This window comes from Lactobacillus juensis, assembly GCF_036246285.1.
GTDB lineage: Bacteria > Bacillota > Bacilli > Lactobacillales > Lactobacillaceae > Lactobacillus > Lactobacillus juensis.
Genome location: NZ_BTTS01000004.1, coordinates 111607 through 125759 on the forward strand (window position 1 = coordinate 111607; position 14153 = coordinate 125759).

Here is a 14153-nt window from a genome sequence, read left to right on the forward strand (position 1 = left end):
AGATAACTATTTTTTCCTTAAAGGAGGGTTTTTCATGGTTGATGAGCTTACAGATCAAAACTTTGAAGAAGAAACAAAAGACGGTGTCGTTTTAACAGACTTTTGGGCAACCTGGTGTGGTCCTTGTAAAATGCAATCACCAGTTGTTGATGAACTGGCTGAAGAGCGACAAGACGTTAAATTTACCAAAATGGATGTTGATCAAAATAAGGAAGTGCCAAGCTCTTTGGGTGTAATGGCCATTCCAACTTTATTGATTAAAAAGAATGGTGAAATTGTGGACCGAATTACTGGCTATACTCCAAAAGCAAAACTGAGTCAGATTTTGGATCAATACACAAAATAAAAAATTCCTGCTTGTGCAGGAATTTTTTTAATTGCTTTTTTCTTTTAATAAATCGCGTATTTCCTTGAGATAGTCTTCCGCAGATGGACCAGCAGGTTGTTGCTGCTCATTGTGTCTCATTACTTTATTGACAGCTTTGACTAGTAAGAAAACTATGAATGCTATAATCAGGAAATTAATTACAGTATTGATAAACTCACCGTATTTAAATGTGGCACCACCGGCTTTAAATACCAAATTGGATAGATCAATTTTTCCAATAAACAACCCTAAAAGTGGGTTAATCAAATTATTTACCAAAGAATTAACAATGTTGGTAAAAGCTCCACCAATAATTACACCTACAGCCAGATCAATAACATTACCACGTTGAATAAATTCTTTAAATTCTCTAAGCATTTTATTTCCTCCATTCTTACTTTAATCATATTGCAAAAATAGCAAAAGACTAAATTATTTGTTTCTGGAAGTTTAATCAAACTTAGCGATTAATTTAACTTCTTTTTTTCGCTCATCAACTTTGATTTCGCACTCAGTTGTGCGACCAGTTTCCTTTTCAATTGCTTCTGCAATGATGCCAGCTTCAAGAGAAAATTCTCGACTGCCACTGTTAATCCGATCGGTCACGTTTTGCCCTTTGAGCTTAAATACTTCTTCGCTGTGATGGGTCCTTGTCTTTTCTAAGCTGCCAAATTCTGTAGTTGCAAAGAAACTAACTACATCTTCAAATGACAACAAATCATATTTGCGGGCAATTCGTTTGCCGCCCCAATAAAGAATGGCTTCATTGTCTTCACCTAAAATTGTTGGCAGTAAGAAATCACGATAAAGTTGATTTACAAAATAAACATGTTCGTGTTGCTCGTTATTGTTTTGCATAAAGAAATTCATCCCTTTTATTTTCTTTTATTTTACCGTAAAATTGACTGAAGTATAAATTATTTAGGGGAGACTTTTATAATGGATAACCGACCAATTGGCTTGCTAGATTCTGGTGTTGGCGGGTTGACAGTAGTCAAAAAAATTATTGCCAAAATGCCACACGAGGCGACCGTTTTTATTGGTGATAATGCTCATATTCCTTACGGTGATAAGTCTAAAGCAGAAATTATCGCTCTTACTAAGCAGAGTGTTAACTTTTTATTAAGTAAAAATGTCAAATTAATCATTTTTGCATGTAACACAGCCACGGCAGTGGCTATGAAAGCAATTCAAAAAGAAATTGAACCACAAATTATTGGTGTAATCCAATCAGGTGCTGTAGCAGCAGCAAATGCGACCAAAAACAAAAATGTTGCAGTCGTGGCCACCAAGATGACTGTTGGCTTACATGCATATCAAAAGGAAATACAGGTACGTGATCCTGAGATAACTGTGAACGAGATAGCTGCTCCACAAATTGTACCCCTAATTGAAGCCAATGCGGGACATCAAGCTTATGTAGCTGCACTTAAAAAGATTTTATTACCAATAAACAATTTAAGTGTTGATACTTTAGTCTTAGGATGTACTCATTATCCAATTATCCGCAGTGAATTTACCCAGTGCTTGAAACCCGATGTACAAATAATTGACCCTGCCGATCAAGTTGCCCAGTATACATATAATATTATGAAACGTGATCAGATGTTCACGGATAGTTCAGCTGAGGGGAAACACAAATACTATACTACAGGTGATGTCAAAATGTTTGATGAACTTGGTAAAAAAGTATTACAGGATCAGAAATTTAGTGCACAGCACCTTTAGTAAAGGAGAAAAAATGGAAATATTATTTGCTACCACCAATAAAGGAAAAGTCAAGGAGCTAAAATCAGCATTTAAAACGGCTGCAATTAATGTTAGCCTCAAAACCAATGCTGATTTAGATAGACCACCTGTAGTTGATGAATATGGAATAACTTTTGAGCAAAACGCTAAGTTGAAGGCCCACGAGTTAGCAGATTACAGCCATATGTTGACAATAGCAGACGATTCCGGGTTAATTGTTGATGCACTTGATGGTGCTCCTGGAGTTCATTCTGCACGTTTTGCCGGCCCCGAACATAATGACCAAAAAAATAATGCCAAATTGCTAGCAGAACTTGGCGGAGTACCCTTAAAAAAACGGACTGCTAGATTTAATACTACAATCGTAGTTTCTAAGCCAGGTCATTTTGACCAGGATTTAGTTGTTTCAGGACAATGCGAAGGCTTGATTTTGCCAGCTCCTCAAGGCGATGATGGATTTGGTTATGATCCGCTTTTTTATGTACCAGAAAAACAGAAAACATTTGCAGAGATGACAATTGCAGAAAAAAACAGCCTTTCTCATCGAGGGAAAGCGATATCCCAACTGCTCAAAGAATTACCTCAATGGCTGGCTCAATTTGAATAAGTAAAAAACTGATAAAAATCTCAAGTACTATTTCAACAAGAATAATAATTTCGTTGAATTTGTCTGATGTGATGTTTATCAGTTTTTGTTTTATTCTGCCAGTAAAATTTTATTTTGAGGTAATATTTTTAAATATTGTGTGAGGTACTCATCTTGGACTTCTTTTTCATGGCCAGGTTTAACTTGAAAATGAATAACATAATTGACAGTTTGTGCTGTTTGTTCTGTGATTCCAACTATTTTGGGCTCCTGCACTAAAAAGTTAATATTAGTGCTTAAATTTTTATTAACTTGATTGATAAGTTCATGAACTTTTGCAAAGTCATTATTGGCTTTAAGCTGCATTGTTATATCCAAACCAATGCCGCCATGGGCCAAATTTTGGACTATTGAAATGTTGCGGTTAGGAATGTAGATAATAGAACCATCCGATCCTTTAAGTCTGGTAGTTCTTAAACCCAACTGAACAACAACTCCTGTTTGATTGTTGATGGAAACAATGTCACCCACATCAAACTGATCTTCGCTTAAGATGAAAAAGCCATTAACCAAATCACTGACAAATCCTTGCGCTCCCATACCTAAAGCTAGTGAAAAAATACCGGCACTTGCAAGCAGAGTTCCAATTGGAATGCCTAAAATGGATAAAACCGCAAATAAGTAAAAGAAGATTACTGTATATTCAAAGATACTGTTAATTAATGCTGTAACAGTTTGTGTTCTCTTATTTTGTTTTCTTTTACTGCGCTTCAAATAATGGCTGATAATTTTTTTGCCAAAATGGTCAATTAAATAAAAAACTAAGGAAGAAATTGCTAACTGCCAGACAATTGCCAAAACTTGTTCACCCAGTCTGTCCCAGTTGAATTTGAGGACGTTTTTGTTGATTTGAAATATTTTATTCATGGTAATTACCTTTCGTATATGCATATTAACTATAACAAAATATGACATATAGATTGAGATTAAAGCATTTTCATGCTAGACTTTTTTTAGGTATAGAATTGGAGGTAAAAGATGAAATTTTCTTATGGTGCATTAGCAGGGTTGATTGCTGCCATTGCATTATTAATTTTAGTACTTTTCACAATTCCAGTGCTTATTCGTGCCGCAAAGGCGACTAAAGAAGCTGAAAAAGCAATCCAAAGTGCTAACGAGTCTATTCAGCAAATTTCTGAAGATGTTAATGGTTTACTGCATCAGACTGGAGATTTGCTGGACAAAACCAATGTCTTGTTAGCAGATGTTAATGTTAAAATGAAAACTATTGATCCTGTTGTTCAGGCAGCAGCTGATCTGGGCGAAAGCGTTTCAGATGTTAATACCTCTACCAGAAAAATGGCAAAACGTTTCAATAATTTTCATTGGAAGCGTAACGGATTAATGTCATCTGCTTTAGCATCGGTGTTTGCACGGCATAAGCGACGTAAAGGTGAAGATTAGTAAAAGGAGTTACTTTTATGAAAAAGTTTGTAAGTTTTGTTTTGGGAACTATTGTTGGGACTGCCGCAGGTTTTCTTGCTGGTTCTCTCTTAGTAAGTGATGATCAAATCGACGAGTTAAAGAAAAAAGTTAAGAACAATGAAACTGTTCAGGATTTAAAGAAGAAATATGATAACGGTACCGAAATAGTGAAGAATCAACTGGCTTCATTCCCTAAGAATGTAGAAGATGATTCAGAACTAAAGGATTTTGATGATATCGTTATTGATAATTCAAAAGATGATGATGTTCAACAAAAAGATCATGCTCAAGATGTAGCCAATGATCTGCATCATGCAGAAACAACAGACGATTTTAATCAACCGGAGCCTCCAAAACCAGAAGGTCCATCTGATCCGTCTGATGCACCAGTTGATCCATATTCCAGACCATAAATTAATAAAAAATGGCACTAGCAGATAAGATATTGCTGCTAGTGCCATTTTTGTGTGGTCAAGTGATTTAAATTCTTGTTTAAAGAGGCAAAACTTTGAGTTCTTTACTGGTATGAGTAAAAGGTTCATAGCCATCTTTAGTAACGACACCACAATCTTCAATTCTGACACCCGCAACATTTGGAATGTAAATTCCGGGTTCAATCGAAAAGCACATGCCCTCCTCAATTATAAGATCATTACCTTGGACAATTGAAGGATATTCGTGCACTTCCTTGCCAATACCATGTCCCAAACGGTGGATGAAGTATTCACCATAGCCGGCTTTTGTAATGATATTGCGAGCGACACTGTCGAGTTCAGAAGCAGTCATACCAGGTCTAACTGCGTCGATAGCAGCTTGTTGAGCTTCACGATCAATTTCGTAAATTTCTCTTTCTTTAGCGGTCGGCTCGCCATAAGCAACAGTACGGCTGGAATCTGAAGCATAGCCATTGTGCATTGTTCCAAGGTCAAAGAGAACTAATTCATTTGGCTTAACTTTATTCATAGTAGGACCCAAATGAGGATTGGCGGCGTTGGCACCCGCTTGCACAATAGTTTCAAAACTTTCATGCATGACACCTTTTTGCACTTTGAGCTGATACTCAATTTGTCCTGCTATATATCTTTCAGTGACGCCCTCCTTAATAGCATCGAAGCCAATTTGAAATGCGAAATCAGCTTCACGTCCAGCGGCTTGCAATTGCTTGATTTCTTCAGGAGTTTTATACAGGCGAATTTTATTAACAAAATTCGAAACGTCGCCGTCAAAATTTGCGTCGGGAAATTGTGCGTGAATGAGTTGGTAGTGAGAAACAGACAGGTTGTTTTTTTCTACAGCCCATTTTTGATACTCTTTTGTTCTGCTTTTTACCTTGTCAGCGATAATCTCCCAGGGATTTTCTGAATCCAGATAACCGTAAACATCACCATTCCAGGCGGAGTCTTTGGCTTCTTCAACGTTTAAAGCCGGCACAAAGACAAACGGATCCTGATCCCTAAATGCTAAAAGGGCAAAAATTCGTTCGTGCGGCTCCATGTCATATCCGGTAAAGTAGGCAATTGTAGTTGGGTTAGAAATATAGGCTACATCCTTATCAGAACTTTGCAGCCATTCTTGTAATTTTGTTAAATTCATAGCTTCTTCCTTCCATTTTGAATTTACAGTTAAAGAAAGTATATCATGTTCTTGACTTGAAAAAATGAAAGAATAGTTGTAAACGTTTGCACTTTTTGGAAAAAAATGATAAATTTTATACTAGTAAAATTAAGATGGGGGAACCAAGAATGCGTAAACAAGATATTACAATTTATGATGTAGCTCGTGAGGCTAAAGTCTCGATGGCCACAGTCTCACGAGTAGTTAATGGCAATACAAATGTGCGTAAAGATACGCGTGATCGGGTAATGAAAGTAATTAACCGTTTGCATTATCAGCCCAATGCAGTAGCACAAGGGCTTGCTTCCAAGAGAACTACTACGGTCGGTTTAATTGTGCCAGATCTAACCAACCTTTATTTTGCAGAATTGTCAAAAGGGATTGATGATATTGCGCTTTTATATAAGTACAACATTATTATCACTAGTATTGAAAACCGTTTGATGAGAGAAGATCAGGCAATTCAAGGCTTGCTTAACAAACAGGTTGATGGCGTAATTTACATGTCAGATGCACTGCCTGAAGAAGCTGTTAAAGCCTTTAAGCGTACTGATACTCCTGTGGTTCTGGCAGGAACTAAGGATAGCCACAGTGAATTTCCTTCAGTTGCTATAGATTATCAAAAAGCTGATACAGAAGCTTTAAACTTGCTCTATAATGATGGTAGAAAGAATTTGGCTTTAGTGCTAGGCGATCCCGATACAGTAGTTAATGCCCAAAACAGAGTTCCAGCATATAAGAAATTTATGGCGGATCATAATTTGGGTGAGGGCCATATTTATTCTAATGTTAAAGATCACTCTGATGGTTATAATTTATTGTCTAAGTTAGACCGCGATGGTGTTGATGGTGTAATTGTCACCCGTGACGTTACCGCTGTCGGAATTTTGAATTCAGCAATTGATGCTGGTAAAAAGGTGCCGGAAGAATTAGAAATAATTACTGCAAGTGCCACGCAAATTGCGTCAGTTGTACGTCCCGCTTTAACAGCTATTCGGCAACCACTTTATGATATTGGCGCAGTAGCCATGAGAATGCTCACTAAACTGATGAATAATGAAGAAGTGCCAGAAACCCAGATCGAGCTGCCTTATGAAATATTGAAAAAACAAAGTACAACAAATGAGTAAAAATTGTTTATTATATAAAAAGTGCTGCATGTTAGTTATGCAGCACTTTTTTAGTGGTTAATTTTTGCACATGTTTTATTCGCTGCCAAGTATTGAGCGGTTTAGCGGATTGTAATGGTAAGTAAGGAGTTAAGGCAATATTGGAATAGCGACTTATGCGTGGTAAATGACGATAATTTTGCCAACTAGTTTCGTCAAAAAAGCCGTAGAACAGAATATCACTTGCTTTAACCCAGCCTAAAGATGTATACAGCCATAAACTTTTGGGACTGCCATTGAAGTTCTCTATTTTTAACAAAGTATTACCAGGTAAAACTTTATTAGTTTTTGATTGATTATCAGGAAAGCGGTAAATATGCACGTTTTTTTGAGGCTTGGCTAATACTTGCTTATTTTGATAAGATGCGATATCTTCAGGCTTTAAATCCATATTAACAAATTCTGCCGAGATAAAGGTCTGATTGGCAATTTGATAATAAAGCTGATTATGAGCTCTGACCCCATACATTACCTCAAATTTTTGCCCCGGATAAACAAATTTATCTTGTTTATCCCGCACATAAGGATTCATCATAGTCTTAGTCTTTTTTTTGCCAAAATAACTGCCACTGCGGTGAATATCGTACTTTTTGGTACCTTCCTTTGCCAGTTTGTATTTAAAACCAGTACTTGGAAAGTTAGTTACAACGCCATCGACATTTTTGTTAATTAGCCATTGCCATAAATTAGGGGACTCATCCATTTCAGTCCACACAAAAACCTGTTTATTTAACTGGTGCAGCCAATGTAGCAGCCAGGCATGATTTAAAATCAAATCAGAGGAAACATTAACGGCATTTACTTGCGGTAAATTACTAAAATTCATTCTTTTAAGACTGCCGACAATTAAAATTAAGTAGGCATCGGGCATAATCTTACGGAAATGAAATAAGCTGGCAACTGAAAAAGAATGAATCATAACCCGTTTCTCCATATGATACTTTTTGATAGTCGCTGCGATTTGGTCTTCTAATTCATAAGACGGATCTAGCGAATGATCTATTTTGGTTTCGAGAATAAATTTTGTATTTGGTCTTTTTTGATAGTAATCAAATAATTGTGGTAAACTCATGACATGTTCACCATTGTCATAGGTTAACTCGCTAAGTGCCCGCCAATTATTTTGTGATACAATTGCATGTGTATGGGTCACTCGAAACAAGTCATCATCGTGTGAAACAACTAACTCTCCATCTGCAGAAAGACGGAGGTCAAGTTCAACGTAATCAGCACCCGAATTAAAAGCAGAGTTGTCACTTTGAATAGTTTCTTCAGGATATTTGCTGGGATCGCCCCGATGGCCGACCACAGTGAAACCACAGGTTGTAATAAAAATGATGCTAAAAACTAGAGCCCTGATTAATTGGCTTTGATATTTCATGTGTACACCTCTATTGTTAACTACAATAGCATGGTTGCACATTTTTTGCTACATGTCACAGATTTAATTTATGTGGGGGATATTAATGAATGAACAATATGAAGAGTTGGATTTAATTGAGGAAATAGTGCGCAACGACGGCAGTAAGTATTTTGAAATTGCCAATATTGATCAAAATGGGATAGCTGAACTGGCTGCTGATCGCGGAAAAATAAAAAGCGTGCGTATTTTGCAGTTGAACATTCCACGTACTAAAGCCCTTATTACCTATGAAGAATATATTAATAAAAACTACAAACTTGAAACTTTGACCAATGAAGATGACTGGAAAAATCCCGATTGGGTGGAATGGAAAAAGCCAAAAGGGAAAGTCTTAGATGCCTATAACATGGTTTTGAAATCTAATCAAATTGGATAGAGAGCAGGATAATGGAAAAAATTCGCATTTTACACACTAATGATTTACATTCACATTTCGAACATTTCCCCAAAATTGGTCGTTATTTAAAAGAAGCGCAAAAAGATAAATCTGTTGACCAGGTTCTTACTTTTGATGCTGGTGACTTCATGGATCGCTCGCATCCCTTGACTGATGCGACGTACGGCCAAGCTAACATTAAGCTAATGAACTCTTTTCATTACGATGCAATCACTATCGGTAACAATGAAGGAATTTCCAATTCACATTGTGTTGTAGAAAAATTGTTTGATCATGCTAATTTTCCCGTTATTTTAGCGAACTTGCGCGAAGAAGACGGTTCCATGCCTCATTGGGCTGTTCAAGATAAAATTTTGCTTACCAAAAAGGGCACTCGAATTGGTCTAATTGGGCTGACTGCAGCGTATCCTCTTTCTTATGAACCTAATCATTGGCACGTTAAAATGTTGAAAGAAACCATGGACAGCGTTCTGCCTAAAATGAAGGGGCAATATGATGTGTTAATTTTAATAACTCATATTGGCTTAAATATGGATACCTTTTTAGCCAAGAATTATCCGGAAATTGATTTGATTGTGGGTGGCCATAGCCACGATCTGCTACCCCATGGTAAAGAAGTTAAGGGTGTTTGGATTACCCAAACAGGTAAATGGGGCAATTATGTGGGTAATACTTATATGGAAATTGACGACAATCACCATGTGTGTCAGATTACGCCACATGTTGAGCCAACTAGTTTGATGAAGTCTCACTCTGATGATGAAGATACTATTTTAGGTTACAGGCAAAAGGGTAAAGAAATTTTAAGTCATGAACTTGTGGCTGATTTGCCTGAGAAATATGATAATGACCGTGAAGCTGCTCTGCAGGTTTCTATGGATGCCATTGCAAATTTTGCCGGAACAAACCTAGCTATGCTAAGTTCAGGTCTTTTTTTAACTCCATTTAAAAAGGGCATTTTAACTAAATATGACTTACAAAGAGCTTTGCCTCATTCAATGCATGTTGTACGCTCTACTTTAAAAGGCAGTGATTTGTGGCGCCTAGTCATGGAAATCGAAAAAAACCGGCACTTTTTAGACCAGTTTCCTTTACAGGGTATGAGTTTTAGGGGGAAAATTTTTGGTCAAATGTACTACAAAGGAATCAAGTTTGATCCCATGACCAGAGTAGTTTTTGTAAATGGCAAGGAAGTCGATCCCTACCAGGAATATCAAATTGCTGTTTTGGATCATTATGTTCTAGTGCCTTTTTTCCCTACTTTGGCAATAGTTGGTGATAATGATTTCTTATTTCCCAAATTTTTGCGTGAAGTAATAGGGGATTATTTAGCAAAGAAATATCCGTTAACGGGAAGTGAAAATAATGGTAGAACAAACGAGCAACAGAAAAGCTAAAGATAATAAATTTGAACGAGAACAACCATTGCGGCATCCTCTGGCTGTCGTTAGTTTGGATGATGATCAACTAAAAATAAATAAACAACTTTATCAGGTTGTGGTTAATAAGAATGATGCTCTTGACCTTGAGCTTTTGCGGCAAAAATATGATCCATATTTAGATCAATATGATTTTATTGTGGGCGATGTATCAAGTGAGCATTTGCGCTTAAAAGGCTTCTACCAGGATAATGCCCCAACAGCAATTGATCGCAAAAAGCAGACTATTGCTGACTATTTACTGGAATACTGTAATCCGGGAGGGCCATATTTTGTGCTACAGCTTTTGAGCCCGGTGCATCATTATCATTACAATAAAAGAAAAAGGCGGAAAAATTCGTTTAAGAATAAGGCGCAGGGTTTGCATAGAAAAAAACTGAATAAATCTTTTAAAAGCTATCATGTGCGTCCAAGCAGAATAAAAAGGCCTGAAACAGTAGCTGTAAAAAAGCAACGAGCGAACCATCATTCTTTTGTAATTAAAAAAAGAAAGGGCAGTAAGTAAGTGAAAGATTACCGTTTATTTTTAATCGATCTCGATGGCACAATTTATCGCGGTAAGGAAACTATTGCTTCTGGGGTTCGTTTTGTTAAGCGCCTTGAAAAAGCGCATAAGGATTATATTTTTCTAACTAATAATACGACTCGCACTCCGGAAATGGTAGTGAATAAGCTTAAAATTCATGGCGTCCAAACTGATATTGCACATATTTATACGCCGTGTATGGCAACAGTAAGTTATATTCTAAATAATGAAAAAAAGCGCACTAACAAAATTGGTGTTTATATCATTGGCCAAATTGGTTTATGGCGTGAATTTATGCAAAACCCGGCTTTTGAGCTTAATGATTCTAATCCAGAATATGTTGTGGTCGGGATGGATACGGATTTGACTTACCACAAAATTCAAGTAGCTGTGAGTGCAATCAGGAAGGGAGCAACCTTTATTGGTACTAATGCGGATTTAAATTTGCCTAGTGAAAAAGGTTTAATGCCAGGCAATGGATCTCAGTGTGCAATGATTGCAGCTTCTAGTGGGCAAAAACCGTTTTTTATTGGTAAGCCTTCTTCTGTGATTATTGATATGTTGTTAGATAAATTTCATTTTGCTAAAAAAGATACGCTTTTAGTAGGCGATAATTACGATACTGATATTAAGGCAGGGTTTAACAGTCATGTTGACCAACTGCTGGTAACTACTGGTATTACACAAGTTGCGGACATTGAAGGAAAAAAGCAGCCGACAATTTTGGTTGACAGCTTAGATCAGGTTAAATTATGACTAAAAGAAATAATATTCTAACTATTATTTACCATTTTATTTTTGCTGTTTCTACTAGTGTTGTAACGGCACTCGTTGTTAGTTGGCCCTTATTATTTGTCTTTGTTTTGGTGCAAAAAACGAATAAAACGGTGAATTTATCAATTGGACAAGTAATGAGCAATTATAATCAATTAATGTGGTATTTAATTTGGCCTTTTAAGCGAAAATTAAGAATGAGTAATTTGCCTACTTCCTCAATGGCTGCAAGTCATTTCGCCGATGTCAAAAAATTGTTCGTATTGGCAATTATTGCCTTTTTGTGTTGTTTAATAATACTTTTTTGGAGTAAAAAAAGAAATAAAAAATTTTTACGTTTGAATAAAGTATGGGCTTTATTGTTCTTATTATTACCAGTTGCAATATTGCCATTTGCACTGACTAATTTTGATAATTTTTTCATCACTTTTCATCATTTGTTTTTTGCGGGTAGCAACACCTGGTTATTTGATCCAGTGACAGATCCAATTATTAATGTCCTCACTGAAGGTTTTTTTGCATCTTGTTTTGCAATTGCGGGTATTGTTTATGAACTGTATTTTGCTGATAAATTATTGCAAAAATAAAAAGGAGTTCTTAATGAAACTCCTTTTTGTTTTTAATACGTTTTTTTAATGCAACTATTAAAATCGGCAAAACAGAAATTAGGATAATTGCGATCAGTAACATTGAGAAATGCTCTTTCACAAATGGTATGTTACCAAAGAATGCACCCAATATCGTAAATAAACCACTCCAGATTATTCCTCCAATTACGTTATAAAGAGCAAATTTTCCATAGTGCATATTGCTGCCACCAGAGATAAAGGGAACAAATGTCCTAATAAAGGGAATGAATCTGCCGATAACAATGGTAATTGGTCCGTGTCTGTTAAAAAAATTTTCAGCAGCCAGACGATTTTTTTGGTTAATCAGCCTGTTAAACCAAGTATGTTTTGTACTTTGTCTTACAGACCAGGCTCCTATTTCATAATTGCAGGCATCACCTAAGATAGCTGCAAGTAATACCGCAAAATAAATCCACCAAATGTTCAAATTATATTCTGGGTTAACTGCTAAAGAACTGGCGGCAAAAATTAGTGAATCACCGGGTAAAAAGGGAAAAATAACTAATCCAGTTTCAATAAAAATAATGGCAAAGATAATCAAGTATGTCCAATTGCCAAACTGATTAACTATTTCAATCAGATGATGGTCGATATGCAAAATAAAGTTGATTATTGTCATAAACATCTCCTAAATACTGGTTGAATGAATTGTTAAGGTCTTTTCGGGAAAAAGCGCACGCATAATCGTAGTAATTGCAATTTGTGCTTCTCCAAATCCAAGTCCAATAAGAGGTACACGTCCGGGATAAGTTGATACATCGCCAATTGCATAGATGCCGGGTATGTTTGTTTCCATAGAGCGTGATACTTCAATTTGGTTATTGTTTAAGTGGACACCCCACTTTTTTACAAATTGGTTATTAGCACGGAAACCATATCCGACGACTATTTGATCAAATTGTTCGTAAATAATATTGCTGGTTCCTATCTCTTTTAAACCAATGTTAAGTAGATTATCTCTAATTTGAATTGATTTAGGAAGATAGGGTGTTTGTACTTCAACATTTTTTAAACTTTTAAGTTTTTGAATACTGGATTCCAAACCCCGAAATTCATTTCTTCTATGAATTAAAATAATTTTCGTTCCTGGCTGATCTGCTAGTTCAGCTGCCCAGTCGAGGGCAGAATCTCCTCCACCGAAGACTCCTATTTTTTGATTTTTAAATTTTTGAGGATCTCTAACATAGTAGTGAACTCTTTTTTCAATTTCATTATCCATTTTTAACGGAAATTTTTTAGGAGTAAACGATCCGGTTCCAGTTGCAATAATTATGCTTTTTACAGAAAAACTGTTATCAATAATAAATTTTCTATCTATTTTTTTAAGATCTACGACAGGATGGTTTAAGATAAAAGTTGCATTTTGCTTGTTTTCAGTTTGTAACTTTTCGATTAATTCGCAAGCAAGAACAGAATTAAAAGCTGGGATGTCCAAAATCTTTTTAAATGGATAAAGTAGTTTTGGCTGTCCCCCAACTTCTGCGAGTGAGTCAAAAACTACAGTTTTTAAACCGTGAAGATGGGCAAAATTAGCACAGAATAATCCCACTGGACCTGCCCCAATAATTGCTAAATCAAAATTTTTTATTTTAAAAAACTCCCCTCTAAACCTTGATATAACAACTTTATCATAAAAAAAGAAGTAAGTCTCTTCAATAAATTGTAAAAAGTACTTGCAAAAGGGAAAAATAATTGCTAGTATTAATAACTGTCGTCGGGCAATGAGCCGCAAGGCAAGAGGCCCCTAAGGGCGGCAAAAAAATTGAGCAAAAGCAGTTGACAAAAGCGAGCTGCTTTAGTAAGATAATAAACGCTGTCGGGCAAGACGGCAAAAAAGATCCCAGAAAAAAAGTGCTTGACAAAAGCAGCTGAATCTGGGAAAATAAAAAAGCTGTTTTAAAGCAGCAGGTAGTACCTTGAAAACTGAACAATGTTTTCGCAAAAATGTGCGGGTTTAAAGAACCCAAAACAAAAGAGCGAAGTCAATTTCGCAAG

18 protein-coding genes are annotated in these 14153 nt (G+C 36.2%); 11 read left to right on the forward strand and 7 right to left on the reverse strand.

What is annotated here, in order from left to right; all coding sequences use genetic code 11:
• Positions 1 to 34: 34 nt before the first annotated feature.
• Positions 35 to 346 (forward strand): thioredoxin, encoded by a 312-nt coding sequence (gene trxA / locus AAA926_RS09655; protein ID WP_034980713.1) that lies wholly within the window; start codon positions 35 to 37, stop codon positions 344 to 346.
• Between the two features lie 27 nt (positions 347 to 373).
• On the opposite strand, the gene mscL is transcribed toward trxA, so the two are convergent.
• On the reverse strand, positions 374 to 745 hold the full coding sequence (mscL, locus tag AAA926_RS09660) for a large-conductance mechanosensitive channel protein MscL (RefSeq protein WP_046331689.1): 372 nt from the start codon (positions 743 to 745) through the stop codon (positions 374 to 376).
• Between the two features lie 72 nt (positions 746 to 817).
• Complete coding sequence (locus tag AAA926_RS09665) at positions 818 to 1237, reverse strand: YslB family protein (RefSeq protein WP_198181153.1); 420 nt, start codon at positions 1235 to 1237, stop codon at positions 818 to 820.
• 69 nt (positions 1238 to 1306) lie between these two features.
• Between AAA926_RS09665 and murI the strand changes: the two genes are divergently transcribed.
• Both murI and AAA926_RS09675 read left to right on the forward strand, forming a co-directional pair.
• Positions 1307 to 2095: a glutamate racemase gene (gene murI, locus AAA926_RS09670; protein WP_198181154.1), complete on the forward strand. Its 789-nt coding sequence runs from the start codon at positions 1307 to 1309 to the stop codon at positions 2093 to 2095.
• A gap of 13 nt (positions 2096 to 2108) precedes the next feature.
• The gene (locus tag AAA926_RS09675) at positions 2109 to 2723 is read left to right on the forward strand and encodes an XTP/dITP diphosphatase (protein ID WP_198181155.1); all 615 of its coding nucleotides are present in this window, start codon (positions 2109 to 2111) and stop codon (positions 2721 to 2723) included.
• A 90-nt stretch (positions 2724 to 2813) separates the two neighbouring features.
• Here AAA926_RS09675 and AAA926_RS09680 read toward each other — a convergent pair whose 3' ends face one another.
• Positions 2814 to 3629 carry a mechanosensitive ion channel family protein gene (locus AAA926_RS09680; RefSeq protein WP_198181156.1) on the reverse strand — a complete coding sequence of 272 codons (816 nt, stop codon included), beginning with the start codon at positions 3627 to 3629 and terminating at the stop codon, positions 2814 to 2816.
• 111 nt (positions 3630 to 3740) lie between these two features.
• On the opposite strand from AAA926_RS09680, the gene AAA926_RS09685 reads away from it, so the two are divergent.
• Both AAA926_RS09685 and AAA926_RS09690 read left to right on the forward strand, forming a co-directional pair.
• A complete protein-coding gene (locus tag AAA926_RS09685; protein ID WP_198181157.1) occupies positions 3741 to 4166 on the forward strand; it encodes a DUF948 domain-containing protein in 426 nt (141 codons plus the stop codon).
• Positions 4167 to 4183: 17 nt separating this feature from the next.
• Positions 4184 to 4600: a DUF1269 domain-containing protein gene (locus AAA926_RS09690; RefSeq protein WP_198181158.1), complete on the forward strand. Its 417-nt coding sequence runs from the start codon at positions 4184 to 4186 to the stop codon at positions 4598 to 4600.
• A 79-nt stretch (positions 4601 to 4679) separates the two neighbouring features.
• Here the strand turns inward: AAA926_RS09690 and AAA926_RS09695 are convergent, their stop codons facing one another.
• Entirely contained in the window at positions 4680 to 5780 is a 1101-nt protein-coding gene (locus tag AAA926_RS09695) for an aminopeptidase P family protein (RefSeq protein WP_198181159.1), read from the reverse strand.
• A gap of 149 nt (positions 5781 to 5929) precedes the next feature.
• Here AAA926_RS09695 and AAA926_RS09700 point away from each other — a divergent pair, with 149 nt between their 5' ends.
• On the forward strand, positions 5930 to 6931 hold the full coding sequence (locus AAA926_RS09700) for a substrate-binding domain-containing protein (protein ID WP_198181160.1): 1002 nt from the start codon (positions 5930 to 5932) through the stop codon (positions 6929 to 6931).
• 31 nt (positions 6932 to 6962) lie between these two features.
• On the opposite strand, the gene AAA926_RS09705 is transcribed toward AAA926_RS09700, so the two are convergent.
• A complete protein-coding gene (locus AAA926_RS09705; RefSeq protein WP_198181161.1) occupies positions 6963 to 8351 on the reverse strand; it encodes a glycerophosphodiester phosphodiesterase in 1389 nt (462 codons plus the stop codon).
• Positions 8352 to 8436: 85 nt separating this feature from the next.
• Between AAA926_RS09705 and AAA926_RS09710 the strand changes: the two genes are divergently transcribed.
• The 5 genes from AAA926_RS09710 to AAA926_RS09730 are packed head-to-tail and all read left to right on the forward strand — an operon-like array spanning position 8437 to position 12116.
• Positions 8437 to 8769, forward strand: a complete 333-nt coding sequence (locus AAA926_RS09710) for a hypothetical protein (RefSeq protein ID WP_198181162.1) — start codon at positions 8437 to 8439, stop codon at positions 8767 to 8769.
• An 11-nt stretch (positions 8770 to 8780) separates the two neighbouring features.
• Entirely contained in the window at positions 8781 to 10187 is a 1407-nt protein-coding gene (locus tag AAA926_RS09715) for a bifunctional metallophosphatase/5'-nucleotidase (protein WP_198181163.1), read from the forward strand.
• Positions 10156 to 10734 carry a YutD family protein gene (locus AAA926_RS09720; RefSeq protein ID WP_198181164.1) on the forward strand — a complete coding sequence of 193 codons (579 nt, stop codon included), beginning with the start codon at positions 10156 to 10158 and terminating at the stop codon, positions 10732 to 10734. The genes AAA926_RS09715 and AAA926_RS09720 overlap by 32 nt, the downstream gene beginning before the upstream one ends.
• Entirely contained in the window at positions 10735 to 11511 is a 777-nt protein-coding gene (locus AAA926_RS09725; RefSeq protein ID WP_198181165.1) for a TIGR01457 family HAD-type hydrolase, read from the forward strand.
• Positions 11508 to 12116: a TIGR01906 family membrane protein gene (locus AAA926_RS09730; protein WP_198181166.1), complete on the forward strand. Its 609-nt coding sequence runs from the start codon at positions 11508 to 11510 to the stop codon at positions 12114 to 12116. The genes AAA926_RS09725 and AAA926_RS09730 overlap by 4 nt, the downstream gene beginning before the upstream one ends.
• A 10-nt stretch (positions 12117 to 12126) precedes the next feature.
• On the opposite strand, the gene AAA926_RS09735 is transcribed toward AAA926_RS09730, so the two are convergent.
• Both AAA926_RS09735 and AAA926_RS09740 read right to left on the reverse strand, forming a co-directional pair.
• Positions 12127 to 12777 (reverse strand): VTT domain-containing protein, encoded by a 651-nt coding sequence (locus AAA926_RS09735; RefSeq protein WP_198181167.1) that lies wholly within the window; start codon positions 12775 to 12777, stop codon positions 12127 to 12129.
• Between the two features lie 9 nt (positions 12778 to 12786).
• Positions 12787 to 13707, reverse strand: coding sequence for an NAD(P)/FAD-dependent oxidoreductase (locus AAA926_RS09740; protein WP_338212384.1), 921 nt, complete (start codon positions 13705 to 13707; stop codon positions 12787 to 12789).
• Between the last annotated feature and the right edge of the window lie 446 nt (positions 13708 to 14153).

Coding starts and splice junctions, on each gene's coding strand:
- AAA926_RS09665 (WP_198181153.1), bottom strand. CDS start 1,237: ATGAATTTCTTTATGCAAAACAATAACGAGCAACACGAACATGTTTAT.
- AAA926_RS09690 (WP_198181158.1), top strand. CDS start 4,184: ATGAAAAAGTTTGTAAGTTTTGTTTTGGGAACTATTGTTGGGACTGCC.
- AAA926_RS09680 (WP_198181156.1), bottom strand. CDS start 3,629: ATGAATAAAATATTTCAAATCAACAAAAACGTCCTCAAATTCAACTGG.
- trxA (WP_034980713.1), top strand. CDS start 35: ATGGTTGATGAGCTTACAGATCAAAACTTTGAAGAAGAAACAAAAGAC.
- AAA926_RS09700 (WP_198181160.1), top strand. CDS start 5,930: ATGCGTAAACAAGATATTACAATTTATGATGTAGCTCGTGAGGCTAAA.
- AAA926_RS09675 (WP_198181155.1), top strand. CDS start 2,109: ATGGAAATATTATTTGCTACCACCAATAAAGGAAAAGTCAAGGAGCTA.
- AAA926_RS09720 (WP_198181164.1), top strand. CDS start 10,156: ATGGTAGAACAAACGAGCAACAGAAAAGCTAAAGATAATAAATTTGAA.
- AAA926_RS09730 (WP_198181166.1), top strand. CDS start 11,508: ATGACTAAAAGAAATAATATTCTAACTATTATTTACCATTTTATTTTT.
- mscL (WP_046331689.1), bottom strand. CDS start 745: ATGCTTAGAGAATTTAAAGAATTTATTCAACGTGGTAATGTTATTGAT.
- AAA926_RS09705 (WP_198181161.1), bottom strand. CDS start 8,351: ATGAAATATCAAAGCCAATTAATCAGGGCTCTAGTTTTTAGCATCATT.
- AAA926_RS09695 (WP_198181159.1), bottom strand. CDS start 5,780: ATGAATTTAACAAAATTACAAGAATGGCTGCAAAGTTCTGATAAGGAT.
- AAA926_RS09685 (WP_198181157.1), top strand. CDS start 3,741: ATGAAATTTTCTTATGGTGCATTAGCAGGGTTGATTGCTGCCATTGCA.
- AAA926_RS09710 (WP_198181162.1), top strand. CDS start 8,437: ATGAATGAACAATATGAAGAGTTGGATTTAATTGAGGAAATAGTGCGC.
- murI (WP_198181154.1), top strand. CDS start 1,307: ATGGATAACCGACCAATTGGCTTGCTAGATTCTGGTGTTGGCGGGTTG.
- AAA926_RS09715 (WP_198181163.1), top strand. CDS start 8,781: ATGGAAAAAATTCGCATTTTACACACTAATGATTTACATTCACATTTC.
- AAA926_RS09735 (WP_198181167.1), bottom strand. CDS start 12,777: ATGACAATAATCAACTTTATTTTGCATATCGACCATCATCTGATTGAA.